The 24,321-nt window shown below is 30.3% G+C and carries 30 protein-coding genes; 19 read left to right on the top strand and 11 right to left on the bottom strand.

Annotation, left to right across the window (positions count from 1 at the left end):
• Nucleotides 1-35 precede the first annotated feature (35 nt).
• The 3 genes from rseP (at nucleotide 36) to AC5SLN_RS03940 (ending at nucleotide 3,033) form a co-directional block, all read left to right on the top strand.
• Nucleotides 36-1,169: an RIP metalloprotease RseP gene (gene rseP / locus AC5SLN_RS03950; protein ID WP_011281967.1), complete on the top strand. Its 1,134-nt coding sequence runs from the start codon at nucleotides 36-38 to the stop codon at nucleotides 1,167-1,169.
• A gap of 140 nt (nucleotides 1,170-1,309) precedes the next feature.
• A complete protein-coding gene (locus AC5SLN_RS03945) occupies nucleotides 1,310-1,585 on the top strand; it encodes an HU family DNA-binding protein (protein WP_006997102.1) in 276 nt (91 codons plus the stop codon).
• 146 nt (nucleotides 1,586-1,731) lie between these two features.
• Nucleotides 1,732-3,033: an ammonium transporter family protein gene (locus AC5SLN_RS03940; protein WP_494577571.1), complete on the top strand. Its 1,302-nt coding sequence runs from the start codon at nucleotides 1,732-1,734 to the stop codon at nucleotides 3,031-3,033.
• Nucleotides 3,034-3,086: 53 nt separating this feature from the next.
• On the opposite strand, the gene bcp is transcribed toward AC5SLN_RS03940, so the two are convergent.
• On the bottom strand, nucleotides 3,087-3,554 hold the full coding sequence (gene bcp / locus AC5SLN_RS03935) for a thioredoxin-dependent thiol peroxidase (protein WP_494592831.1): 468 nt from the start codon (nucleotides 3,552-3,554) through the stop codon (nucleotides 3,087-3,089).
• The gene (locus AC5SLN_RS03930; protein ID WP_494577568.1) at nucleotides 3,547-4,548 is read right to left on the bottom strand and encodes a glycosyltransferase family 2 protein; all 1,002 of its coding nucleotides are present in this window, start codon (nucleotides 4,546-4,548) and stop codon (nucleotides 3,547-3,549) included. Before AC5SLN_RS03930 ends, bcp begins: the two co-directional genes overlap by 8 nt.
• A 32-nt stretch (nucleotides 4,549-4,580) precedes the next feature.
• Between AC5SLN_RS03930 and AC5SLN_RS03925 the strand changes: the two genes are divergently transcribed.
• Nucleotides 4,581-4,964, top strand: a complete 384-nt coding sequence (locus tag AC5SLN_RS03925; protein WP_271499457.1) for a rhodanese-like domain-containing protein — start codon at nucleotides 4,581-4,583, stop codon at nucleotides 4,962-4,964.
• 1 nt (nucleotide 4,965) lies between these two features.
• On the opposite strand, the gene AC5SLN_RS03920 is transcribed toward AC5SLN_RS03925, so the two are convergent.
• The gene (locus tag AC5SLN_RS03920; protein ID WP_494577566.1) at nucleotides 4,966-5,544 is read right to left on the bottom strand and encodes a 2-hydroxychromene-2-carboxylate isomerase; all 579 of its coding nucleotides are present in this window, start codon (nucleotides 5,542-5,544) and stop codon (nucleotides 4,966-4,968) included.
• Complete coding sequence (locus AC5SLN_RS03915; RefSeq protein ID WP_271499464.1) at nucleotides 5,537-6,010, bottom strand: ABA4-like family protein; 474 nt, start codon at nucleotides 6,008-6,010, stop codon at nucleotides 5,537-5,539. Before AC5SLN_RS03915 ends, AC5SLN_RS03920 begins: the two co-directional genes overlap by 8 nt.
• Nucleotides 6,011-6,047: 37 nt before the next feature.
• Between AC5SLN_RS03915 and AC5SLN_RS03910 the strand changes: the two genes are divergently transcribed.
• Entirely contained in the window at nucleotides 6,048-6,602 is a 555-nt protein-coding gene (locus tag AC5SLN_RS03910; RefSeq protein WP_494592829.1) for a regulatory protein RecX, read from the top strand.
• Here the strand turns inward: AC5SLN_RS03910 and AC5SLN_RS03905 are convergent.
• Genes AC5SLN_RS03905 through AC5SLN_RS03895 form a run of 3 tightly spaced genes read right to left on the bottom strand, consistent with a single transcriptional unit; the run spans nucleotide 6,594 to nucleotide 7,677 of the window.
• Complete coding sequence (locus tag AC5SLN_RS03905; RefSeq protein WP_494577562.1) at nucleotides 6,594-6,740, bottom strand: hypothetical protein; 147 nt, start codon at nucleotides 6,738-6,740, stop codon at nucleotides 6,594-6,596. The genes AC5SLN_RS03910 and AC5SLN_RS03905 overlap by 9 nt on opposite strands.
• Nucleotides 6,740-7,510, bottom strand: a complete 771-nt coding sequence (locus AC5SLN_RS03900; RefSeq protein WP_494592828.1) for a 3'(2'),5'-bisphosphate nucleotidase CysQ family protein — start codon at nucleotides 7,508-7,510, stop codon at nucleotides 6,740-6,742. Before AC5SLN_RS03900 ends, AC5SLN_RS03905 begins: the two co-directional genes overlap by 1 nt.
• Nucleotides 7,507-7,677, bottom strand: a complete 171-nt coding sequence (locus AC5SLN_RS03895; RefSeq protein ID WP_271499474.1) for a DUF3553 domain-containing protein — start codon at nucleotides 7,675-7,677, stop codon at nucleotides 7,507-7,509. The genes AC5SLN_RS03900 and AC5SLN_RS03895 overlap by 4 nt, the downstream gene beginning before the upstream one ends.
• A gap of 42 nt (nucleotides 7,678-7,719) precedes the next feature.
• Between AC5SLN_RS03895 and mnmA the strand changes: the two genes are divergently transcribed.
• On the top strand, nucleotides 7,720-8,835 hold the full coding sequence (mnmA, locus tag AC5SLN_RS03890) for a tRNA 2-thiouridine(34) synthase MnmA (RefSeq protein WP_494577558.1): 1,116 nt from the start codon (nucleotides 7,720-7,722) through the stop codon (nucleotides 8,833-8,835).
• On the opposite strand, the gene AC5SLN_RS03885 is transcribed toward mnmA, so the two are convergent.
• Nucleotides 8,832-9,530, bottom strand: a complete 699-nt coding sequence (locus AC5SLN_RS03885) for a hypothetical protein (RefSeq protein WP_494592827.1) — start codon at nucleotides 9,528-9,530, stop codon at nucleotides 8,832-8,834. The two genes, mnmA and AC5SLN_RS03885, sit on opposite strands and share 4 nt — an antisense overlap.
• 166 nt (nucleotides 9,531-9,696) lie before the next feature.
• Here AC5SLN_RS03885 and AC5SLN_RS03880 point away from each other — a divergent pair, with 166 nt between their 5' ends.
• From AC5SLN_RS03880 to AC5SLN_RS03825, 12 genes are all read left to right on the top strand, one after another.
• On the top strand, nucleotides 9,697-10,872 hold the full coding sequence (locus AC5SLN_RS03880; RefSeq protein WP_494577555.1) for a trans-sulfuration enzyme family protein: 1,176 nt from the start codon (nucleotides 9,697-9,699) through the stop codon (nucleotides 10,870-10,872).
• On the top strand, nucleotides 10,869-12,089 hold the full coding sequence (locus AC5SLN_RS03875) for an MFS transporter (RefSeq protein WP_494592826.1): 1,221 nt from the start codon (nucleotides 10,869-10,871) through the stop codon (nucleotides 12,087-12,089). Before AC5SLN_RS03880 ends, AC5SLN_RS03875 begins: the two co-directional genes overlap by 4 nt.
• Nucleotides 12,090-12,092: 3 nt before the next feature.
• Complete coding sequence (locus tag AC5SLN_RS03870) at nucleotides 12,093-13,256, top strand: chorismate-binding protein (RefSeq protein WP_494592824.1); 1,164 nt, start codon at nucleotides 12,093-12,095, stop codon at nucleotides 13,254-13,256.
• Complete coding sequence (locus AC5SLN_RS03865; protein WP_494592822.1) at nucleotides 13,253-13,810, top strand: aminodeoxychorismate/anthranilate synthase component II; 558 nt, start codon at nucleotides 13,253-13,255, stop codon at nucleotides 13,808-13,810. The genes AC5SLN_RS03870 and AC5SLN_RS03865 overlap by 4 nt, the downstream gene beginning before the upstream one ends.
• Nucleotides 13,773-14,543: an aminotransferase class IV gene (locus AC5SLN_RS03860; protein ID WP_494592820.1), complete on the top strand. Its 771-nt coding sequence runs from the start codon at nucleotides 13,773-13,775 to the stop codon at nucleotides 14,541-14,543. The genes AC5SLN_RS03865 and AC5SLN_RS03860 overlap by 38 nt, the downstream gene beginning before the upstream one ends.
• Nucleotides 14,512-14,946 carry an HIT family protein gene (locus AC5SLN_RS03855; protein ID WP_494592818.1) on the top strand — a complete coding sequence of 145 codons (435 nt, stop codon included), beginning with the start codon at nucleotides 14,512-14,514 and terminating at the stop codon, nucleotides 14,944-14,946. Before AC5SLN_RS03860 ends, AC5SLN_RS03855 begins: the two co-directional genes overlap by 32 nt.
• A gap of 104 nt (nucleotides 14,947-15,050) precedes the next feature.
• The gene (locus tag AC5SLN_RS03850) at nucleotides 15,051-15,845 is read left to right on the top strand and encodes an adenylyl-sulfate reductase (RefSeq protein WP_494592816.1); all 795 of its coding nucleotides are present in this window, start codon (nucleotides 15,051-15,053) and stop codon (nucleotides 15,843-15,845) included.
• Between the two features lie 20 nt (nucleotides 15,846-15,865).
• Nucleotides 15,866-16,336, top strand: coding sequence for an adenylyl-sulfate reductase subunit beta (gene aprB, locus AC5SLN_RS03845; protein WP_011281984.1), 471 nt, complete (start codon nucleotides 15,866-15,868; stop codon nucleotides 16,334-16,336).
• Complete coding sequence (aprA, locus tag AC5SLN_RS03840) at nucleotides 16,336-18,195, top strand: adenylyl-sulfate reductase subunit alpha (protein WP_006997080.1); 1,860 nt, start codon at nucleotides 16,336-16,338, stop codon at nucleotides 18,193-18,195. Before aprB ends, aprA begins: the two co-directional genes overlap by 1 nt.
• Nucleotides 18,196-18,213: 18 nt before the next feature.
• The gene (locus tag AC5SLN_RS03835; RefSeq protein WP_494592814.1) at nucleotides 18,214-18,564 is read left to right on the top strand and encodes a hypothetical protein; all 351 of its coding nucleotides are present in this window, start codon (nucleotides 18,214-18,216) and stop codon (nucleotides 18,562-18,564) included.
• A gap of 67 nt (nucleotides 18,565-18,631) precedes the next feature.
• The gene (locus AC5SLN_RS03830; RefSeq protein ID WP_271499496.1) at nucleotides 18,632-18,766 is read left to right on the top strand and encodes a hypothetical protein; all 135 of its coding nucleotides are present in this window, start codon (nucleotides 18,632-18,634) and stop codon (nucleotides 18,764-18,766) included.
• Nucleotides 18,767-18,794: 28 nt separating this feature from the next.
• Entirely contained in the window at nucleotides 18,795-19,877 is a 1,083-nt protein-coding gene (locus tag AC5SLN_RS03825) for a sulfite exporter TauE/SafE family protein (protein ID WP_271481284.1), read from the top strand.
• On the opposite strand, the gene AC5SLN_RS03820 is transcribed toward AC5SLN_RS03825, so the two are convergent.
• The 3 genes from AC5SLN_RS03820 to AC5SLN_RS03810 are packed head-to-tail and all read right to left on the bottom strand — an operon-like array spanning nucleotide 19,874 to nucleotide 22,422.
• On the bottom strand, nucleotides 19,874-20,947 hold the full coding sequence (locus tag AC5SLN_RS03820; RefSeq protein WP_494592811.1) for a YeiH family protein: 1,074 nt from the start codon (nucleotides 20,945-20,947) through the stop codon (nucleotides 19,874-19,876). The genes AC5SLN_RS03825 and AC5SLN_RS03820 overlap by 4 nt on opposite strands.
• Nucleotides 20,948-20,965: 18 nt before the next feature.
• The gene (locus AC5SLN_RS03815) at nucleotides 20,966-22,132 is read right to left on the bottom strand and encodes a UxaA family hydrolase (RefSeq protein ID WP_006997075.1); all 1,167 of its coding nucleotides are present in this window, start codon (nucleotides 22,130-22,132) and stop codon (nucleotides 20,966-20,968) included.
• Nucleotides 22,133-22,137: 5 nt separating this feature from the next.
• Nucleotides 22,138-22,422 (bottom strand): UxaA family hydrolase, encoded by a 285-nt coding sequence (locus AC5SLN_RS03810; RefSeq protein ID WP_006997074.1) that lies wholly within the window; start codon nucleotides 22,420-22,422, stop codon nucleotides 22,138-22,140.
• Between the two features lie 112 nt (nucleotides 22,423-22,534).
• On the opposite strand from AC5SLN_RS03810, the gene xsc reads away from it, so the two are divergent.
• Complete coding sequence (gene xsc, locus AC5SLN_RS03805) at nucleotides 22,535-24,319, top strand: sulfoacetaldehyde acetyltransferase (RefSeq protein WP_494592810.1); 1,785 nt, start codon at nucleotides 22,535-22,537, stop codon at nucleotides 24,317-24,319.
• The last annotated feature ends 2 nt before the right edge of the window (nucleotides 24,320-24,321 follow it).

Raw genomic sequence — 24,321 nt, 5'->3', positions numbered from 1 at the left:
AGAATGACCTTAAAGTCAGTTAGAATATGATTATTATGCTATCTTATATATTGCCTTTCATTGCTTTAATTGTTGTGGTGGTATTTATCCATGAATATGGACATTATTATTTTGCTAAACGATACGGTGTAGGAGTTACTGATTTTTCAATTGGTTTTGGCAAAGAAATGTTTGGTTGGAATGATAAATCAGGAACTCGTTGGAAGGTTTGTGTCATACCTCTTGGGGGATATGTTAAGTTTTTTGGTGATAGAAATGTTTATAGCCAAGCTGATAATGACAAAATTATAAAAGAATATAGTAAAGAAGATCAGGATAAACTGTTTGTACTAAAGCCTTTATATCAACGAGCTTTAATTGTATTTGGTGGTCCTTTAGCTAACTTTTTATTAGCAATTCTGATATTTTTTTCAGTTTATACCTTTTTTGGAAAAGATTTTACACCAGCTGTAATTAACGAAGTTCAAAAGGATAGTCCTGCAATGGTAGCTGGTCTTAAAGACAATGATATTGTGGTCTCTATTGATGGCAACGAGGTTACAAGCATTATGGATGTTTCAAAATATATTATGATGTCTACTGATGAATTTATCAATTTTACAGTAAATAGATTTGATCAAGATTTAACCTTTAGAGTAAAACCGAATATTGTTGAAGGCGAAGATAATCTTGGAAACAAAATCAGCAAACGTATGGTTGGTATTAAACTTGGTGCTTATAACAATGAGGTAAATCACGTTAAACTCGGTCCTACCAAAGCGCTGTTTTATGCAGTTAATGAAGTTTATTATGTAAGCACTTCTTCTCTTAAATATATTGGAAGCATGCTCACTGGAAATGGTGACACTTCACAGTTAGGTGGTCCAATTCGAATAGCAAAAATTAGCGGACAAGTTGCAGAATTTGGAATTTTACCTTTTATAAGCCTTATGGCGTATATTTCTATTAGTTTAGGTTTAATAAACTTGTTCCCAATTCCAATGTTAGATGGTGGGCACTTAATGTTTTACGGAATTGAAAAGGTATTAGGGCGTCCATTATCACAAAAAACTCAAGAAGGTTTTTTTCGAATCGGAATGTTTTTATTGCTATCATTGATGTTTTTTACAACGTTTAATGACCTAAAAGACGTTGGTTTATTTAAGTTTTTTAATAATTATATTTCTTAAATAATCCTTTGAAATCAACGTTTATTTAATAAATCACTATATATTGGGGTTTTATTTTTAAGAGACACTAACAAAAAGCTTGATTTATGAGGTTTAATGTCAATTATGTGGAAATAACCAATAAAACCGGAGCTAAATAAATGAACAAAAAACAATTAATAGCACAACTTTCAGGTTCTTTAAACCTAAGTAAAGCTGATGCTGAGCGTACTTTTGATACTATTACAAACACTATTCTAGATGCTTTAAAAGGTGACGATACAGTGAAAATTGCTGGATTTGGAACTTACAAAGTAGCAAAAAGAAAAGCTAGAGTTGGAAGAAATCCTAGAACTGGAGAGCAAATCCAAATCGGAGCTTCTCAAAAAGTTAAGTTCTTACCAGCTAAAGCACTTAAAGAAATATTTAATAAGTAATTAAATAGTAAATTCATTAACAGCCTTTTACAGAAATGTAATAAGGCTGTTACCATATGCAATCACTGCATAGCTAAATTTCCTAATCAACATTAGTTTTTAAGTTCATCCAAAATATAAGTGAAAACTTAAACATGGAGGTTTTAATGATAAAAATAATAAAAAAAATATCAGTACCACTTATTAGTTTATTTTTTTTAATAAACATGAGTAGTGCTGGAATAGCAGAAACAACTATTTCTGCTGAAGTAGGGTTTGTATTTAATACACTCCTATTTTTAATTTGTGGTTTTTTAGTAATGTTCATGGCGGCAGGTTTTGCAATGCTTGAGTCGGGAATGGTTACTTCTAAAAGTGTTTCTGTAATTTGTGCAAAAAATATTGGTTTGTATGCAATTTCAGGAATTATGTTTTGGTTAGTTGGTTACAATTTAGCATACGGTATACCAGAAGGTGGATATATAGGCACTTTTACACCTTGGTCAGACTCTAGTTCACTTGAGGCAGGTTACTCTGCTGGATCAGACTGGTTTTTCCAAATGGTATTTTGTGCAACAACAGTTTCAATTTGTTCAGGAGCAATGGCTGAAAGAATTAAGTTATGGCCATTCTTTTTATTTGCAGCAATTTTATCTGGTGTTATTTATCCTATAGTAATGGGATGGCAATGGGGTGGAGGCTGGTTAGCAACTATCGGATTTTCTGATTTTGCTGGATCAACCCTAGTTCACTCAACTGGGGGTGCTGCTGCACTTGCTGGTATTATAATACTTGGTCCAAGATTTGGAAGATTTGATAGCAAAGGTAATCCAAAAGCAATTCAACCATTTGCAGCATCATCAATACCACTAGTAACTATTGGTGTGTTTGTATTATGGTTAGGTTGGTTTGGATTTAATGGTGGTTCTCAACTAGCATTAGGTTCATTTGCTGATGCAGTGGCTATTTCAACAATCTTTATTAATACTAATTTAGCAGCTTGTGGAGGTGTGTTAGCTGCAGCCGTAGTTACAAGATTATTGTTTGGTAAAACTGATGTAATACAAATGTTAAATGGTGCAATTGGTGGGTTAGTTGCAATAACAGCTGAACCATTAGCACCATCTCCATTAGCAGCAATATTAATTGGTGCTGTAGGTGGTGTGATAGTTGTATTTGGAACTAAACTACTATTTTCATTTAAACTTGATGATGTAGTAGGTGCAATTCCAGCTCACATGTTTGCGGGTATTTTTGGAACTTTAATAGTGCCAATGACAAACGCAGACGCAACATTCGGAGCACAGTTAATTGGTGTTTTATCAATTAATATTTTTGTTTTTGTAGTGGCTTACATAATCTGGTCGATTATGAATAGTCTCTTTGGAATTAGATTGAGTAAAGAAGCTCAAGCCAAAGGTACAGATGTTACTGAAACAGGAGTAATTGCTTACGCAATCAGAGACTAATAAAAAACTATCTCTCTTATAGTTAGAAAATAGGCCCCTTAATTGGGGCCTTTTTAATTTATAGAGTTTTTTAGGGTATCAAACACTTCTTTAGCGTGATCCTTAACTTTTACATTGTCCCAAATTTTAACTATTTTACCATTTGGATCAATTAAGAAAGTTGTTCTCACTATTCCCATAAACTCTCTACCCATAAATTTCTTTTTAGCCCAAACTTTGTATTTTTTTAAAATATTAAGCTCCACATCAGATAAAAGATCAAATTTGATTTTAAATTTTTCTTTAAATTTATGGTGGCTTTTTAGATCATCCTTAGAAATCCCAAATATTTCACAATTCAGTTTTTTAAATTTAGGTAATAATTTATTAAAATCATTAGTCTCAATTGTGCATCCTGGAGTGTCATCTTTAGGGTAAAAATAAAGAACTACATATTTGCCAAGTGAATCTTTTAAAGAATAAATTTCACCATCTGTTGAGTTTAATTTAAATAAAGGTGCTTTAGAATTAATTTTAAGCATTAGTTATATCGTTTTCATCCCATAATTTTTTATAATCAATAAATGGTGATAATCCATAACTAGAATTAACATTAGTTAAATGTAAAGATAAACTTTTTATAGGTGAAATACAAAATTCTTTTTTATAAATATTATTTAAATATTTTTCAAAGGGCTCATGTCTATCTAAACAAGTGTTATAAAAATTTTCCCAATATTTATTGAGCAAACTTTTTGTTGTCATGAATGTACATAAAGTTTGATTAACTGTTCGCCAGTGACGTTTATTACCAATTAAAATATTAGTTTTTTCATTATTCATGTAAAGGTATGGATAATCCGCAGGACACATAAAAATATCCCTATTTAATTGTGAAGCAATTCTTTCATAAGATGCAATCATTTCTTCCATCATAGGTTCAAAATGTAAGTAATCATCTTCAACAAAGAAAACTAAATCCTCACTATATTCTTTTGCTAACTCAAAAGACTGAAGTAGGCTCGCTAAATTAGAAAAAGTTTGATCATTTTTTTGTTGTTTGATTGTATCTTTGTATTTTTCATGGTTTAAAGGAGTAATACTTATATCTAAACTACTTTGATCTATAAGCTTCTTTAATTTATTTAGATTTTCTTCTTTAGAGTTATCATCAACAATTATTGTCTTAAATTTAATGTTTGGGTATTTTTTTATAGAAAAGTTAACTGACTTTATTAATGAATTTAAAGCTTTTAAAGCATATTCAATTTTTGGTTGTTCAAATAATCTTCTTTTATTCTGATCCCATATTTCCACATCAGTATTAGTTCTAAATATAATTAATACAGAGCTAACTTTTTTAGTAATTTTTACCTCACCAAGCGGTAAAATAATTGAGTTTTCATTAATAATTGAAAGATTTTCATTTAATTGTTTCTCGAGTGTGGGTGAGCTAAAGTCACTTTGATCAATTATCTCGTAACCAAGAATTTTTGAAAGTTTAATAAATAATTTTTTAAGGATGTTTTTTTTCATGTAATTGTTTATAATTATTTCTTTATAATATTATGACTATTAAATCATCACAAACTCTAGTCTCTGAAGCTTTAAGTAAGGTTAAAACTATTACTGCCGACGAAGCATTAAAGTTATCGAATGAGGATAAATGCACTTTAATTGATATTAGAGAAAAGGGTGAACTGGATAAAACAGGTAGAATTGAAAATTCAAATCATATACCTCGTGGAATGTTAGAGTTTTGGTTAGATCCAGAAGGTCCTTATTTTAAAAGTGGAAAAATTGACATGAATAAAGAAATGGTTTTGTTTTGTGCTGGTGGCCTAAGATCTGCTCTTGCAGCCAAATCTTTAAAAGAAATGGGTTTTGAAAATGTATCCCACATTGATGGGGGCTTTGCAGCAATAAGCCAAAGTGATTTTAAAATAGTTTAAACTATTTATTATATTCGTCTAAAGCAAATTCTAGACGATCTTGTCCCCAAAATATTTTATTATTAACAATAAAAGTGGGTGCTCCAAAAACTTCTTTTTCATGAGCATTTTTAGTGGCATCTTTTAATTTTTCTTTAAAAATAGGATCTTTAATTGTTTTAAAAAAAATATCTTTATCAATTTTACACTGTTCAAGTATTTGTATTAAAATTTCTTCATTAGAGATATCTAAATCATCCTTCCAATAAGCATCAAACATTATTTTAATATATTGATCTTTCTTTGATGAATTAATATTAAAATATCCACGCATGATATTTAATGAGTTTATAGGAAATTTAGAATTCCACTTAAAATCAAAATTATATTTTTTTGCAATTAATAGGCAGTCATTAATCATATGTTTTAACTTATGCTTGTTAAATGCTGGAGCTGTTATTCCTTCTAAATTATGAAGACCACCTAATAAAATTGGTTTATAATTTATTCTAATATCTTTTGGTAACGACTGGATCTTTTTGTAAGCTAAATATGCATAAGGACTTATGAAATCAAAATAGAAATCTATTTCTTTAGTCATATAGATTAATTCTTTTTGCGTAAAAAATTCTTATAATCCAATAAAGAGTAAGTCCAATAGGACCAATAAAATATGTTATTAATAATGGAAAAGACATTATTATTTTATTGATACCAAATTTTTGTGAGTCCTTAACAATCCATCCACCACAAAATAAATTGATAGATAAAAAATGAGTCCAAAATAAAATTAAGAAGGATTTATCATTGAATAAATAACCAATTGAATCTAAGCCCAAATATAATTCAAAGTTTTTAATAAAGTCATAGCCCTCGTTAAACAGCACATAAGTTAAATAACCGTAGGCAAAACTTAAAATAATAAAAGGAAAAATTGACGTAATAAAAACTCTACATATCTGTGACTGTGGAAAGAAGACTAATATCAACCAAAAAGGCAAGACACCTAGATTTAACCAAAGAAAAATCATTTCAATTGTAAAGTATGTATAGATTTGATCGATCATTTTTTAGTGTATTATATAATAAGCTATTAAGATTCATATGAGAAATAGAAAAAAAACATTAAAAGTTACAGTAGAGGAGATGAGAAATTTCTCGTTTGCATATATTGAAAGATATGCCCCGTCAAAACAACAGCTTAGAACCTATCTATTAAAGAAGTATCTAAAAGCTAATTTAGAAAATATTAAAAAACAAGATATTACAGATTTAATTGATGTTGTTTTACAAGATCTTGAAAAAAGTAAGTTTATTAATGACAAATTCTATTCTGAAAGCAAGTCTAGAAGTTTAATTCAAAAAGGTAGTTCGGTTAATAAAATCAGAAACTATCTAATGACAAAGGGAATTAATGATCGTTACATTAAAGAAACAATAGATAAGATTAAAGAGGATAACTCTGACCAAGATTTTTTTTCTGGAATAAAAATATGTAAAAAAAAGAGAATTGGACCAGCGAGAGTAGAGGATAATCGAGTATTATTTTACAAAAAGGATATTGCTTTACTAGCAAGAAATGGTTTTGATTTTGAAACCTCTAAAAGGATCATGGATATTGATCAAGCTGACTATATTAAAATAATTAGATTACTTTAATTTTTTTTCTTTTTCTTCTTCTTCAACAAGAGACTGAATTCTATTTTTAATAACATTTTTAACAAATATAAAAACTAATAAACCAAAGATCGAAACTGATACTATAATTATTAAAATTATTCTTAATTGCTCATCCATTATAATACGTTTTTACTTTTTAAAATTAAACTTGGGTTTTTAAATTCAGTTTTTCCATAGAGTATTTCATTATAATTAAAATCAGTCACTTCCCCCCCTGAGTGATCAAGGATCGCATGACCAGCTGCAATATCCCACTCACAAGCTCTTGGTTCAGCTACATACATATCAAATTCACCAGCAGCAATTACACAAAATTTTAATGAACTCTTCATTTTTTGAAAAGATTGTATCTTATATTTTTTATGAATTTCTAAAATTTCAGGTTTAAGTTCACTTGAATAGCTTACTGCCGTATACCCCTCAAAGTCTTTTTTTTTATTCATTAAAGAAATTTCTTGATTGTCAATTAGTTCATAACTATGAGATAGGCCATAAGAATAAAATACTCTTTTCTTTGCTGGAGCTGTTATAATTCCAATTGCAGGTTTTTTGTCTAAAATTAATGCTGCATTTAAAGTAAACTCATCACGATTATTAATGTAATCCCTAGTGCCATCTATCGGATCGATTAACCAAAAATTATTTAGATTAATATCCATTTTGTGGTTTGCACTTTCTTCTGAAACAATTGAAATGTTAGGAGTTATTTCTTTTATTTTATTTGTTAATATTTTATTAACCTCAATATCACCATTACTCACTGGGGTATTATCTGACTTAATTTCTTTTTTTAAGCCAGCCTTTCTTAAATCTAAAGCTACCTGACTTGCTTTATTAAAAGTATCTATAAGTGAAAGGGTAATTTTCTTTTTTTCTTCAAGGTTCATTTATATAATTTTTCTAATTGAATTACTTTTGAGTTGATCACTTTTTTTCCAGCATTTTCAAAATTTACAGTAACTTTACCATTTATTATTGATTGTACCTGACCTATGCCCCAATCTTTGTTATTTTTGTTGGTAACCTTGTCACCTGGCTCATAATCTAAAATCATTTAATTTACTTATAGTGAATATACTAATAAATATCACTAAATATGACAAAATTGAATTCAATTGGAATAGCAAAAGAACCCAAAGATACTTTAATTGTTGTTGCAATGTCAGGAGGAGTAGATTCTTCGACAGTAGCAGCAATGATGAAAAATGAAGGGTATAATGTCATAGGCATAACTTTAAAACTTTATAACGATAGTAAAGAAACGGCATCTTCAAAACAATGTTGTGCAGGACAAGACATCATGGATGCCAAAAGAGTGGCTGACAAATTAAAGATAGAACATAAAATTTTATATTATCAAAACAAATTTAAAGAGGGTGTAATTGATAATTTTATAGATAGTTATTTAAATGGAGAAACACCAATACCTTGTGTACAATGTAATAAAACAGTTAAATTTACTGATTTGTTTGAAGAAGCTAAGAGATTAAAAGCTGATGCTTTAGTTACTGGTCATTATGTAAAAAGTATCACAGATGAAAATAACACAGATATGTACAGAGGAATTGATTTAAATAGAGATCAAAGTTATTTCTTATTTAACACAACAAAAGATCAATTAAATTTTTTAAGATTTCCACTTGGCAACCTTCTTAAAGATGAAACAAGAAATATAGCAAGAGATCTAGATCTTAATGTTGCAGACAAACCTGATAGCCAAGATATTTGTTTTGTACCAAATGGAGATTACGCCTCAGTTATAGAAAAATTTAGACCAAATTCTTTTAGTAAAGGTAATATTAAAAACATGAATGGTGAAGTAATAGGAGTTCATGATGGTATTATTAACTATACAATTGGTCAAAGAAAAGGAATTCGTGTCTCTGACAAAAACCCATTGTATGTAGTAAAAATCATTGCAGATAAAAATGAAATTATTGTTGGAACTAAAGAATATCTTGTTAAAACAAAAATAAATTTAAAAGATTTAAATATTATTACGAACGACCGAAAAGATTTTGAAAAAGAATTATTTGTGAAAGTTAGATCTACTGGAAGATTAATCAAGGCTAAGATAAATATAGATAATACTTCAGCTAATGTTAATTTATTGGAAGAAGAACATGGCATTGCACCAGGTCAAGCATGTGTTTTTTATTCAAAAAATAATAAAGGTTATAAAGTTCTTGGTGGTGGATGGATTACAAACTAATTTTTCTTTTTCCACATGAAATAAGTTAATAAATAAAAAGTTATAACACCTAAAAAATAATCCCACTCCAGTGCATGTTTGACAAACTTAAATGTATTTCCTGGCCAACTAATTATTGGAATAGCAATTACAGCAACAACAATTAATGTTGAAACTAAAATTAATTTTAATTTTAGAATTTTAATATTTATAAACTTAGATAGTTTTTCTTTAACTGAATATAGTGCGACCACTAGATAAGCTTGCGCTGTAATTTCGAATATAATGAATACTAGCATTATTATTCTTCTGAATAATTTATATAAATTATTATCAAATTCAATTCCAAGAAATATTGAATGAATAGTCAGAGCCACAGCTGAGCCCACACCAAAAAAAATTATTTTCTTAAGATGTTTAAAGTCTTTGTTAAAGTTTAATATTATGTCTCGGTTAAAATACCAGTATTTGATAAGTAAAAATGATGTCAAAAACATTGCTGGTTTAAATATCAACCAGCTTGGGTAAGGCCTAGCCGCTCGACTAATAGAAAGACCACCATCTATATAAGGCCATAACGAATTATGGACTATGTGTTCTTGGTTAGGGAATATCGCGTGAAACTGCGTAATTAATACTAGACAGGTATTTATTGCAACGAATGGAACAATGAACACCCAAATGCTTATGGATTTAACTTTTTTAATCTCGTCCATTACAAAGAGCTATTTTTTCTTATTTTTTCTCTTAGCTCTTCTTTTTTTAGAACCCTGTTTTCTTCGGCCTCTATGTTTTTTTGGGTAACCCATATTATCCTATTATTAATTTTATTGACGTAATTCGAGGGATATAGCATTGTCCCCTTAACTTATCAAATTTTTTATGACTAAATCATTCAAGACTTTCCTTAAACATACGGCAAAAGATTACCACAATCAGTCAGTTAACCCTCCTGTAGTGAGAGCCTCAACTATTATCTTCAAATCCATGCAAGATATTAGAAAAATGCAGGATAAGAGCAAAAAAGATCCAACAGGCGGACATTTTGATTATGGAAGACAAGGAACATCAACAACCCATGTTTTGTCACAAATACTTAAAGAAATGGAAGAATGTTACCATGTATTTTTAACACCAACTGGATTCGGATCAGTTTTTTTATCTATTTTTAGCGTTGTTCGTCCTGGTGATGAAATTATTGTGGCAGATCCAACATATTCACCTACGAGAATTTTAACTCAAGATTTTCTAAAAGAATTTAATATAAAATCTGTTTTTTATGACCCACATGATTTGAAAACTTTAGAAAAAGCAATTACAAAAAAAACAAAATTAATTTTTGTTGAAAACCCTGGAAGCAATACGTTTGATTTTCAAGATTTAGGTAAAATAGTATCAATTGCAAAAAAGAATAAAATTTTTTCAGTAATTGATAATACATGGGGAACCCCTTATTTTCTAAAACCAATTAAACTTGGTTTTGATATGTCAATTGTATCGGCTACCAAATATTATTCAGGTCATTCAGATGTTATGGGTGGAAGTTTAGCTGTTAATAAAAAAGTTTTTAAACAAGTTGATAAAGCGAATAAGATTACTGGTTTAAGGCTTGGTCCTGATGATGCGTATTTAATAACAAGAGGACTTAGAACTTTAGATGTTAGATTAGACAAACATGAAAAAAGTGCAAAACAAGTAGCTGAGTTTTTATCTAATTACAAAAACATAAAACTTTTATATCCTCATAAAAAAGATTCCTTTAATTTTAGAATGTGGAAGAAATATTATTCTGGTGCCTCAGGATTGATGGGTCTAAAAATTAAATCAAAAAACAAAAACTCTGTAATTAAGTTTGTTAATTCTTTAAAATTATTTGGTTATGGATATAGTTGGGGTGGATTTGAAAGCCTTGCGTTATATCAAGATAAACGTGAACAAGGTAATAGAGAATATCTAAAATTAGCAAAAGATGAACATTTAGTTAGATTACATATTGGTTTAGAGGATCCAAAAGACCTCATAGATGATTTAAAAAAATCTCTTAAATACGTTAAATGAATTCAGAAAAATTTATTCAAAATAAAACAGCTTTAATAACGCTGATTGCAGCCTGTGTTGTTGTTTTAATCTCTCTTGGAGTTAGACAAACTTTTGGTCTGTTTTTCATGGATTTTAAAAATGACCTAGATATCTCAATAACTCAATCTGGATTAGCAATTGGTATTCAAATGTTAATGTGGGGTTTAACAGGTCCTATATTTGGAGCCATTGCAGATAAATATGGTGGACATAAAGCAATTTGCTTAGCTTTTGTTTTTTATATTTTAGGGATTTACTTTTTATACGCTGGTCCAAATACTGGAATTTTTTTTCAAATCGATTTAGGACTTTTAGTTGGAATTGGTTTAGGTGGAACTGCAATTAGTATTCCAATGTCAATTGTTGGAAAGCATTTTCCATTATCAAACAGAACAATAGCAATGAGTATTGTGACTGCTGTTGGTTCTTTGGGGTATTTTATCTCTCCTCTTTATACGAGTTATTCTTTAATTAAAAATGGATGGGTCGATACACTTTTTGTATTCACAATATTCCTCATTATTGGACTTATAATAGCTTTTTTTGTGAGATCTCCATCTGCTGCTCAGTCTATTGAAAAACCTAACGACCAAAGTACTTTTGACGCTTTAAAAGAAGCTTTTAAAAACAAAAGCTACATATTGCTTATATCTGGCTTTTTTGTGTGTGGTTTTCACATAACTTTAGTTGGAACCCATGTCCCAAAATATGTAATCGATAGAGGTTTAGAAAGTTGGACTGCTGCTGCAATTTTATCATTAATTGGTCTCTTTAATATATTTGGTTCTTTATTAAGTGGATATTTATCTACGAAAATTAGTAAAAAAATTATCTTAAGCTCTATTTATGCGTTGAGAGGAGTTTCAATTATATTATTCATATTTCTACCAGCAAGTAACATTAATGCATTTATCTTTGGTGCAAGTTTTGGTTTTCTGTGGCTATCAACAGTGCCTGCAACAAGTGGTATAGTTGCTCATATTTTTGGAACAAAATATTTAGGTGTATTATATGGAATAGTTTTTTTAAGCCATCAAGTAGGCTCATTCTTTGGAGCTTTCCTTGGAGGATTATTTCATGATTTATATGGCTCTTATGATTATGCTTGGTATTTAGCAATTGTTTTATCTGTTTTTGCAGCAATAATACATCTACCAATTAAAGAACAAGCAGTTCTAAGACTAAAAACAGAATAGAAATTGAATAAGAAAAACTACTTACTGGATTTAAATAAATCAAAGAAACCCTTTATAATCTATAAATCAGATAAAGGGTTTGATCTTTATACAGACTTTTCGAAAAAGATCATATTAAACAATAATAACATTAAAAAATTTATTAACAAAAATAATAGATTGAGATTTCCTGATAAAGAAACAGATCTGTTTATTGGTTTTTTTGGCTATGAAATATTAAATAATTTAATTGACGTAAAAATAAAAAAACAAAAAACAATAAATTTCCCTAAAGGAATATTTTACAAACCTGAAACAAAAATAAAACTTCCAAACAACCTTGAGCATAAAAAAACAAGATCATTAAAGTCTAATGATTTATTCAAAATAAATATTAATAAAAAATCCTACAAGGTAATATTTGATAAATTTAAAAAGAAAATAAAATCTGGAGAAACATATCAGATTAAAATTTGTACTAAATATAGTAATAAATCAGAAATAGATGCTTTAGATTTTTTTAGTAGACTTGTAAAAAGTAATATGGCGCCTGAAGCCTTTATGATTAAGGATAAAAATTATTCAATAATAAGTTGTTCACCTGAAAATTTGATAACAAAAAAAAATAATTTTATAACAACAAAACCAATTGCAGGCACTTTAAAGAAAACTAAAAAATTAAATAAAAATAAAGCCCTTACTTTTTTTAGAAAAAACTTAAAAGAATCTAAAGAACACAACATGATTGTTGATATGGAAAGAAATGACTTATCTAAAATTTGTAAACCAGGTTCAGTAAAAATTTTAAAAAAGAAGATAGTTGAAGAATATAAAGATCTTTATCATTATGTGAGTTTAATTGGTGGACAACTCAAGAATAAAACTACCTCATTAGAGATTATAAAAGCAATGATGCCGGGAGGATCTGTAATAGGATGTCCTAAAATTAGTACATTAAATTTGTTAAACAAACAGGAAAAACAAAGTAGAAATATTTATACAGGTAGTTTTGGTTACTTAAAGTTCAATGGAGATATGAGGTTTAATGTCATTATTAGATCAATATTAAATTTTAAAGGTAAATCAGAAATTTCTGTGGCCTCTGGTGTTGTAATTGACAGTAATGCAGCTCATGAATTTAATGAAAATTATATTAAAGCAAAGTCATTAATGGATCTTTATAAATGATATACATTATCGATCATCATGACTCTTTTACTCAAAACATAGTACATCAATTTCAAAATTTTGATGAAGTCGTTTGCACTAATTTTAATGAAATAAATCAAAATAAATTAAAAAAAGCAGATATTATTGTTTTTTCACCAGGTCCAGGTGCTCCAAAAGATTATCCAATTAGTTCTGAGATTTATAAAAAATTTAAAGGTAAAAAAAAAATTATTGGAATTTGTCTTGGGTTTCAACAAATTCTTCATTGTGAAAATGGAAAAATAGTTGAACAAAAAAAGATTTACCATGGTTTTCAATCTAAAATAAAAGTAACTAGCAAAAATTCATTGTTTAAAAAAAATAGTCAATTTACTGTAGGTAGATATCACTCTCTAAAATTAAAAGAGCCGTTTGCTGCAAAAAATTTTGAAATTACAATGAGGTGTGGTATTTCAAATACAGCAATGACAATAGAAAATAATAAAGAGAAAATATATGGCTTTCAATTTCACCCTGAATCTTTTTTAACTGAAAATGGTAACTTACTTATTAAAAAAATCTTATCAGCATAAAACTTACAAAGAGATTAATTTTAAAGATCTTTGGGGTGATAATGGTGTATTCACTACGATGTGGATTTTTGGTAAACCTGCTAAAATACTTTTTTTTAAAAAACATATTAAAAATTTAATTAAGTCTTTAAAAATTTATAAATTAAATAACTCAAATCTTGAACAAAATATTCTTAAATTAATCAAACTGAATATTGATAAAAAAAGATCTTTTAATCATCTTCTTAGAGTTGCAGTAAATAAAAAGATGATATCAATTTCTTTGAGAGACAGAAAAACTCCTAAATTAAATTTTAATTTAAAGCTTATCCGTCACAAACGATTTGACCCTAAATTCAAAAATCTTAAATATAACTTTATATTAAAACATTTATCTAAAATGGATAATACCACTTCAGATGTTGGTCTTTGTTACAAGAATACGATTTTAGAAAGTGGAACTTCAAATATGCTGTTTATAAAAGATGATAAAGTATACTCTCCAATAAATAATATTTATAAGGGCATTACCTATAAATTTTTTAATAAAAAATTAGGTAAGATTATTAACAAAGATATATTGATAAAAACTTTATCAGAATTTAGTGAAATTCTTCTCATTGGTTCTGGAAAAGGTGTTGCATCAATAAAAAATATTAATGAAATTAAGTGGAAGAGAAAAAGTTTTAAATTTTATAAAAAACTATCTAATTTTTATAAAAATGAAGTTAATAAATGTTCTATCTATAGATAAAATTATGTTTGACCCAAATAATCCTTGTTTATTCTGTAACTCCAAACAAAGTGGGCTAGCTGCTGAAAATGATTTGGCTTATGCTAGTTATGACACATATCCCGTGTCCGAATTCCATTGTTTAATTATTCCAAAACGGCATGTTATGGATTATTTTGATTTAAATGACGATGAAGTGATTGCGTGCAATAACTTAATCAAACAAATTAAAGAGGAAATATTGATAAAAGATCCTTCAGTTAAAGGATTTAATATTGGAACAAATGCTGGAGTTATTGCTGGACAATCAATCTTGCATTGTCATATTCATTTAATTCCTCGTAGAGAAGGCGATGTTGATAACCCACAAGGAGGAGTTCGGTCGGTTATACCAAAGAAACAGCATTACAAGCGTAAGGTGTAAAACCTCATATGGTAAAATAACCCATATAAAACGGTTGATCTATTATTTCATCTGTACTAAATAATCACAATCAACATAGATTCTAAATAAAGGTATTACTAATTATGATGTCAATTAACCCTTTTTCAGTTTTAGCTGAAACTATATCTCCTGCAGCCATACAATTTTTTGTTTTAGCTATGATTGCTTTAATTATTATTGGAACAATAGTTCAGATGATCCATCATAAAAATGTAACTTACTTTTTTAATAATGCAAAAAAAGCAAAATTAGCAGCTGAAAGAGAATTAGGAGCTGGAGAAAAAACGTCAATTATTTTAAAAACTGTAGCTCATGATATCGCAACTACTGCAGAGCTTGGAGCTGGTAAAAGAAGAGTTGCACACGTTATGGGAATGTATGGAACTATTTTATTTTGGGTTGCATCTGTTGTATTAATTTTTGGTTACACTGGAACAGGAACTGCTGCACCAACAATTTGGCCTATGATTTGGCATGTCGGAGCAATTATGACTTGTGTGGGTGGATATTGGTTTTGGTTATTTTTAAGAGTAGATGTGTTAGCAGAAGCTCATCCTTGGTATAGAATTATTAAAGCTGATTTATTTGTTTTAGCACTTCTTGCATGTGCTACTACTGGACTAGCTTGGTCATACTTTCAATCATCAGGATCAGCTGGATTAGGATATTTATTTTTAATTTTATTTATTACCTCAAACATTGTTTTATTTGGGGGAGTTTATTGGTCAAAATTTGCACATATGATTTATAAACCTGGTGCAGCAATCCAAAAAAACTTAGCAGAAGCAGATGGATCAAGAGACAATCTTCCTCCACTTGCAGATGCACCAAAACAATTTGGACTAGGAATTAAAAGAGAACAACCAAAACATTATTAAAAAGAGAGAGGTAATATAATATGTCAACTTTTGTATACATGACAAGATGTGATGGATGTGGTCACTGTGTGGATATTTGTCCATCAGATATAATGCACATCGATGAAAATATTAGAAGAGCAGTAAATATTGAACCAAATTTTTGTTGGGAATGTTATTCTTGTGTAAAAGCTTGTCCTAATCACGCAATTGATGTTCGTGGTTATGCTGACTTTGCTCCTATGGGTCACAGTGTAAGAGTTAGACGAGAAGAAGAAAAAGGAACTATTTCTTGGAAAATTAAATTTAGAAATGGAACTACAAAAGATTTTGTATCTCCAATTACAACAAAACCCTGGGGAAAATTTATTCCTAAATTAGCAGAAGGTGAAAAACCTAATCAAGGTGAGATCAATTCTCAAATGCTTTACACAGAGCCTAATGGTTTAAATATTGATGGTAAATTACCGGTAGTGCCAAAAGATTCATTTAAAAAAGGGGTTTACTACTAATGGCTAAGCATAAAACACATTTTGAAGATTGCGATGTTCTAGTTGTTGGTGGTGGAATGGCTGGAACTGGTGCTACTTTTGAAGCTAGGCACTGGGGAAGAGACATGAAAATTATTTGTGTTGAAAAAGCTAACATCGATAGAAGTGGAGCAGTTGCTCAAGGTTTATACGCTATTAACTGTTATATGGGTATGCAGTGGGGTGAAAACCAACCTGAAGATCACGTAAGATATGCACGTAATGATTTGATGGGTATGGTTAGAGAAGATTTAGGTTATGACATGGCTCGTCACGTTGATTCAACTGTTCATATGTTTGATGAGTGGGGTCTACCAATGATGAAGAATGAAAAAACAGGTCGTTACCTTAGAGAAGGTAAATGGCAGATCATGATTCATGGTGAAAGTTATAAGCCAATCGTTGCAGAGGCTGCAAAAAAATCAGCTGATAAAATTTATAACAGAATAATGATTACTCATCTTTTAATGGATGAGGCTCAAGAAAATAGAGTAGGTGGAGCTGTTGGTTTTAATATGAGAACTGGTGATTTCCATGTATTTAGAGCAAAAACTGTAATCGTTGCAGCAGGTGGAGCATCTCACATTTTCAAACCAAGAGCAGTCGGAGAAGGAATGGGAAGAACTTGGTACGCACCATGGAGTAATGGTTCAGCTTATGCATTACCTATCGCTGTTGGAGCTAAAATGACACAAATGGAAAACAGAATTGTGTTATGTAGATTTAAAGATGGTTATGGTCCAGTTGGAGCATATTTCTTGCACCTTAAAACATATACTCAAAATGCAAATGGAGAGAATTATGAAAAGAAATGGTATGATCAAACTAAAGAATTAGTTGGTGAGTATATTGATCACCATCCAACACCAACATGTTTAAGAAACCACGCATTTATACAAGAAACTATTGCAGGTGGTGGACCTATTCATATGGTAACTACTGAAGCATTCCAAGATCCACATTTAGAAACAGTTGGTTGGGAAAACTTTTTAGGTATGACTGTTGGTCAAGCGGTTGTTTGGGCATCTCAAAACATAGATCCCAAATACACAAATCCAGAATTAACTACATCTGAGCCATATGTTATGGGTTCTCATGCAACATGCTCTGGAGCTTGGGTTAGTGGACCTGAAGATTTATCTCCACCAGAATATTTCTGGGGTTATAACAGAATGTTAACAATTGATGGTCTTTTTGGTGCAGGTGATACTGTAGGTGGAAGTGCCCATAAGTTTTCTTCTGGATCGTTTACTGAAGGTCGTTTAGCTGCAAAAGCTGCTGTTAAATATATTCAAGATAAAAAAGCAGAAGGTATTAAAGTTACTGATAAACAATGCGAGGACTTTAAAACTGCTGTATTCAAACCTTTAGAGACTTACCAAGTAGCTCAAAATGAGATCACAGGTGGAACAGTTTCACCAAGTTATATTTCTCCTATTCAAGGTCTTCAGCGTTTACAAAGAATTATGGACGAATATGTTGGTGGTATTGCAACTAACTACATGACAAATGGTAATATGCTTAAAAGAGGCCTAGAATTACTTGCTTGGTTAGAGGAAGATTTAGAAAAAGTAGGAGCTGAAGATTTGCACCAACTTATGAGAGCTTGGGAATTAAAACACAGAGCTTTAACTTCTCAATGTGTAACTGAACACACAATGTTTAGAGAAGAAACACGTTGGCCTGGCTATTATTATAGAGGTGATCATATGAAACTTGATGATGACAATTGGCATTGTTTAACAGTTTCTAGACGTGATCCTAAAACTGGTAAATTCTCTCTTGAGAAAGTGCCGGTTTACCACATAGTTGACGAGAACGAGAAGAAAAAAGCTTCTTAAAACAGTTAAACTTAAATTATGAATCTTTTAGAGAAATCTGATGATGAGATTATAGCAATTGCTAATCCTATTTGGGATAATCTTGTTAAAACTTCCAATATGAAAGATTATGGTGGTTTTACTAAGGACTTTGGAACTCAAATGTTATTTGGAGCAAATGAAGTAGAGCTTGGAAAACAGTGGGCTAATAATAAGCTTTTAACAAGCCTAAAAGAAGACTACCAAGCATTTGGTTGTTTAAGACGAGGTCAAAATATCACCGTTCTATTTAAACAAAGAAGTAAAGAGATTGAAGGTGAGTTCCTAGGAAGATTGGTGCTTGGTGTTGAGGGTGATGATGTTAAGGTTTTTGGAGCAACAATCTACTAATAAAAAAAATCACTTTACATTAAATATTTATTTGACAAATAATTAACTGGGTGTATTGACGGTTGTAATGTCAATTTCCAACATAAAAATATTAAAAAAAATTTCAGATTTTAAGGCAACTATTATCAAAACAGGTATCTTTGTTAGCTTAGCTGCTTATTGGGGTGTTATTTTAGTTGGAACTTTTATCACATTTAATTAGTTTGTTTTTTAACAACTATTAATTTTTTATGGATGTATTTTTACCTATAGCTCAAGTATTTGTTAACCCGATTGAAATACTTTTATTGAGTGCAATTGTTGGGGTGCTTTCAGGTTTATTTGGTGTTGGTGGAGGTTTTTTAATGACGCCATTCTTAATTTTTTTAGGTGTACCTCCCGCGTACGCAGTTGCAAATGAAGCTAACAATATTCTTGCAACATCAGTATCAGGATCAACAACTCATTATTTAAAAAATACTTTAGATTATAAAATGGGTCTTATGATTGTTATTGGTGGAACAATTGGAACTGCTTTAGGTATTTACACTTTTACATATTTTAAAGGTATTGGAAAAATTGATACGGTTATTTCTTTAGCCTACATGTATATACTTGCAATTATTGGTACATTAATGTTGGTTGAAAGTCTTAGAGAAATAGACAGAGCAAAAAGAAATCTTGTAGTTAAAAAAAAATTACACGTTCATTATTGGATACATGGTCTTCCATTAAGAATGAGGTTTCCAAAATCAAAATTATACGAAAGTATTTTTACTCCAATTATAATTGGTTTAGTTGTAGGATTTATTGCCGCTATAATGGGTATAGGTGGTGCTTTTATATTAGTACCCGCAATGATTTATATAATTAAAATGCCAACAAAATTAGTTCCAGGAACTTCTTTGTTTGTTACAATTTTTGTCAGTGTCATAGTTACTTTTTTGCATTCAATTAATTTTGGTTCTATAGATTTAATGTTGGTATTTATGTTAGTTATTGGATCAATTGTAGGGGTTCAAGCGGGACAGAAACTTGGTGAAAAAATTGATAGTTCTGGTTTAAAAGCATTACTGGCAATTTTATTATTGATAGTTGGAATAGCTATTGCCTATGAAACTTTTTTTGCAGAACAAACTGAAAAAGAAATAATACAAGTTTTAAATGCAGATTTGAATTTTTTCTCATTATTTATTTTAGAATTTTCAGAAGACATGCCATTCTTTTACGGATTATTTTCAATTATGTTTGCAATTCTATTGGGTGTAGGTGCTGCTCTTATTAGACGTATTTTCTCTAATTTCAAAAAAAAGATGTTACTGAAGAAGTCTTAGTTTAAAAAGTTAATATATAATTCTATACTCAAAATACTTACCAAACCTACTGTCGCCATCCCTACAAATCCGACTAAAAAAGGTTTGTAACCCATGCTTTTAAGATCTCTCAGATTTGTAGATAAACCAATAGCAGCCATTGCCATTGTTAAAAATACTTTTGAAGATGATTTGATAATATCAACTGTCTCTAGCCATAAATTATTATATGAGTTTAAAAAAAATTGATCCCCAATATTTCTTAAAATTATCATAGCTACAAAACCTATTACAAAATAAGGGAAAATAGCCAATATTGAGTAATTTTTTTTAACAACATTGTTTCTATTATAAAGAAATGCAAATAATGGAATCATTATTACTAAAAAAGTATTTCTTATTAATTTTGTGACTGTTGCAATATTCAATGTTTCTGGGCTGTTAAACTGTTGATCATAAATAAGTCCAGCTGCAGCAACTTGCGATGTTTCATGAATTGATGTACCTAAAAATAAACCAACAAACATTGGTTCAGCATCAAAGTAATAATTAGCAAAATAAGGATATATAAGCATCGATAAAATCCCAAACAAAGTGATGTTAGCAATTGCATATGATACTTCATTTTTTTTTGCACCAATTACTGGAGCAGTTGCCATAATTGCTGTTGTCCCACAAACTGTGCTACCAATAGATATTAAGTAAGCCATTCTTGTTGGGATTTTAAGTTTTTTAATTAAGAGTTTTATAACTATTAGTACTGTTACAATACAAATTATAATTAAAGGTATAGCCACTGCTCCAAATTCTAAAAACTCAAAAGGTTTTAATTGAATTCCTAAACAAATTATTCCAAGTTTGAGAATATATGATTGAGTAAAGTCCAAACCCTTTACAAAGTTATCTCTCATTTTGAATATATTTCCAAAAAGCATTCCAAGTAAAATAGCAATCATGGCTGTCGATATTGGACTTTTATCGTAACCTAATAATTCAATACCAATAATATTATTAAATCCTTGAGATAAACTGTAGAGAACAAACGCTAAAACAATACCTGGCAAAATGACCAGATATTTTTTAAATAACATTACTTTATAGATAAATTTTTAAGCACTTCTGTAAAGTTTAGTCATAACAAACTCTTTATGACCTAAAGCTTCAGCACAAGTTAATCTACCGTTAGCAACTCTAATCATTGATTTGATTAATTCGTCACCAGCTTGTGATAAATTCATTTCACGAGATAGAATTTTCGATACATCACAATCAATATGCTCACCCATACCTTTTACAGTTAATGGGTTGGCAGTTAACTTAACAACAGGTTCAATTGGATTACCTACGATATTACCTTGACCTGTTGGGAATAAATGAATGTTAAATCCAGCAGCTGCTTGAAGTGTAATACACTCTGCTGCAGCAGATGAAGTATCCATAAAGTATAATCCTTTTCCTTTAGTAGGCTCTTCAGCTGGCTCTAAAACATCAATAAACTTACAATTTCCAATTTTTTGGAAATTTCCAAATGCTTTTTCTTCAATTGTAGTTAATCCACCTGCTATATTTCCTGCAGTTGGTTGACTTTCAGAAAGATCATCTGTTGCTTCTTTTAAAATAAAGTCGTTGTAATCGCTCCAAGTTTTCATGAATTTTTCCGAAGCTTCTGGAGTGGCACCACGTGTAGCACAAACTTTTTCAGCCCCAGTTAATTCTGAGGTTTCACCAAAACATAAATGAACTCCTAATGGCTCTAATTTATCCATTAAGTTTCCAACTGTTGGGTTAGCAGCAAGACCTGATGTTGTATCAGATTCACCACATTTAACTGAAATCCATAAATCACTTAAAGGACACTCTTCTCTTTGTTTTTCAGAAGCCCACATTGCAAATTCTTGAGCTTTTTTAGAAGCTTTCATGATTGTTCCAATATCACCAGTTCTTTCAATGTGAAATCCTTCAACTGGTTTTCCAGTTTTAGCAATTTCATCAACAATTCTTTTTGTCCATTTGGGTTCAATTCCAATAACAATTACAGCAGCAACGTTAGGGTTTTTCCCAGTCCCAATCATTGTTCTAAAGTGTAAATCTAAATCAGCACCAAATTGAAGTCTTCCATAAGAGTGGGGAAGGGCTATTGTGCCTTTAATATTATTTGCTACAGCTTCAGCACAAGCATTAGAGATATCATCTACAGGTAAGATGATTACGTGATTTCTAGTACCAACTCTGCCATTTTCTCTTTTATAACCTAAAAAACTTTTTGGAATTTCCATATTTTTTACCACTTCTTCGTTTTTACATTGTGAACATGAACATGCTCACCTTTTTTGATTGATTTAACTACTTTTCCAATATCATGACCATATTTCAAAATAGTATCACCTTCATTAAGGTCAACCATTGCAATTTTATGTCCTAATTGAATTTCATCTACTGATTGAATTTGAACTGTTTTATCATTCTCCATAATCCAACATGCGCAATCTTGTTTTGGAGTAATTTTATCAATAACAACTACTCCTACGTTGTCTTTCTCGTCGTGTATAATAATATCTGTAGCCATAATTGTGTCGATTTGTTTGTTTGAAATTTTTTAATTCTTATATATTAATCTTTAAAATTAACAAATTATTTATAGATTTTTTTAACAACTTAAGCAGGAAGGCCTAATTATTATGACTAAAATGACAACAGAAGAAGCTTTTGTAAAAGTTTTACAAATGCATGGAATTGAACACGCATTCGGAATTATCGGTTCAGCTTTTATGCCTATTTCAGATATCTTTCCTGATGCTGGAATTACCTTTTGGGATGTTGCTCATGAAACAAACGGTGGATTAATTGCTGATGGTTACACAAGATCTACTGGCAAAATGTCAATGGTTATTGCTCAAAACGGTCCTGGAATTACCGGTCTTGTAACACCAATTAAAACTGCATACTGGAATCACACACCATTATTACTAGTAACACCTCAAGCTGCCAATAAAACTATGGGTCAAGGTGGTTTTCAAGAAGTAGAACAAATGAATTTATTTAAAGATATGGTTTGCTATCAAGAAGAAGTTAGAGACCCTTCAAGAATGGCAGAAGTATTAAATAGAGTAATTGAAAAAGCGATTAGAGGATCAGCTCCAGCACAAATAAATGTTCCAAGAGATTATTGGACACAAGTAATTGATATAGATCTTCCTCCAATTGTTAGACTTGAAAGACAAGCAGGTGGAGTTGATGCAATTAAAAAAGCAGCTGACTTATTATCAAACGCTAAGTTTCCAGTAATACTATCTGGCGCAGGTGTTGTAATTGGTGGGGCAATTGAAGATTGTAAAAAATTAGCTGAGAAATTAGATGCTCCAGTTTGTTCAGGGTATCAACATAATGATAGTTTTCCAGGAAGTCACCCATTAGCAGCTGGACCTTTAGGGTATAATGGATCAAAAGCTGGAATGGAATTAATTAAGAAAGCTGATGTTGTTCTTGCACTTGGTACAAGATTAAATCCTTTCTCAACATTACCAGGTTATGGAATGGATTACTGGCCTAAAGATGCAAGTATTATTCAAGTTGATATGAATTCAGATAGAATTGGTTTAACTAAAAAAGTCACAGTTGGTATTTGTGGGGATGCAAAATTAGTATCACAACAAATTTTAGCTCAACTTTCTCCAACAGCAGGAGATACAAATAGAGAAGAGAGAAAAAATACAATTCACCAAACTAAATCTGCTTGGTTACAAGAGTTATCAAGTTTAGATCACGAAGATGATGATGAAGGTACAGTTTGGAATGCAGAAGCTAGAAAAAGAGATGCAGACAGAATGTCTCCTAGAGAAGCATGGAGAGCAATTCAAGCAGGTATGCCTGATGATGTAATTATCTCAAGTGATATTGGTAATAACTGTGCAATTGGAAATGCTTATCCAACATTTGAAAAAGGTAGAAAATATTTAGCACCAGGATTATTTGGTCCTTGTGGTTATGGTTTTCCAGCAATTCTTGGAGCAAAAATTGGATGTCCTGATACACCAGTAATTGGTTTTGCAGGTGACGGTGCATTTGGTATTAGCATGAATGAGATGAGTTCATGTGCTAGACCAGAATGGCCAGCAATTTCAATGGTAATCTTTAGAAATTACCAATGGGGTGCTGAAAAAAGAAATACTACTTTATGGTTTGATGATAATTTCGTTGGAACAGAGCTTGATCCAGAATTAAGTTATGCAAAAGTTGCTGATGCTTGTGGATTAAAAGGTGTCACTGTTCGAACCATGCAAGAGACCACTGCTGCTATCAAGCAATCATGTGAAGATCAAAAGAAAGGGATTACAACATTTATTGAAGTAATTCTTAACCAAGAACTGGGAGAGCCTTTCAGAAGAGATGCTATGAAAAGACCAGTTAAAGTTGCAGGGATTAAAAAAGAAGACATGATCAAGCAACCTTCTTTAGTATCTTAAGA

This window comes from Candidatus Pelagibacter sp. PS_31 (genome assembly GCF_059417865.1).
This window is presented reverse-complemented; position numbering and strand designations above follow the sequence as displayed.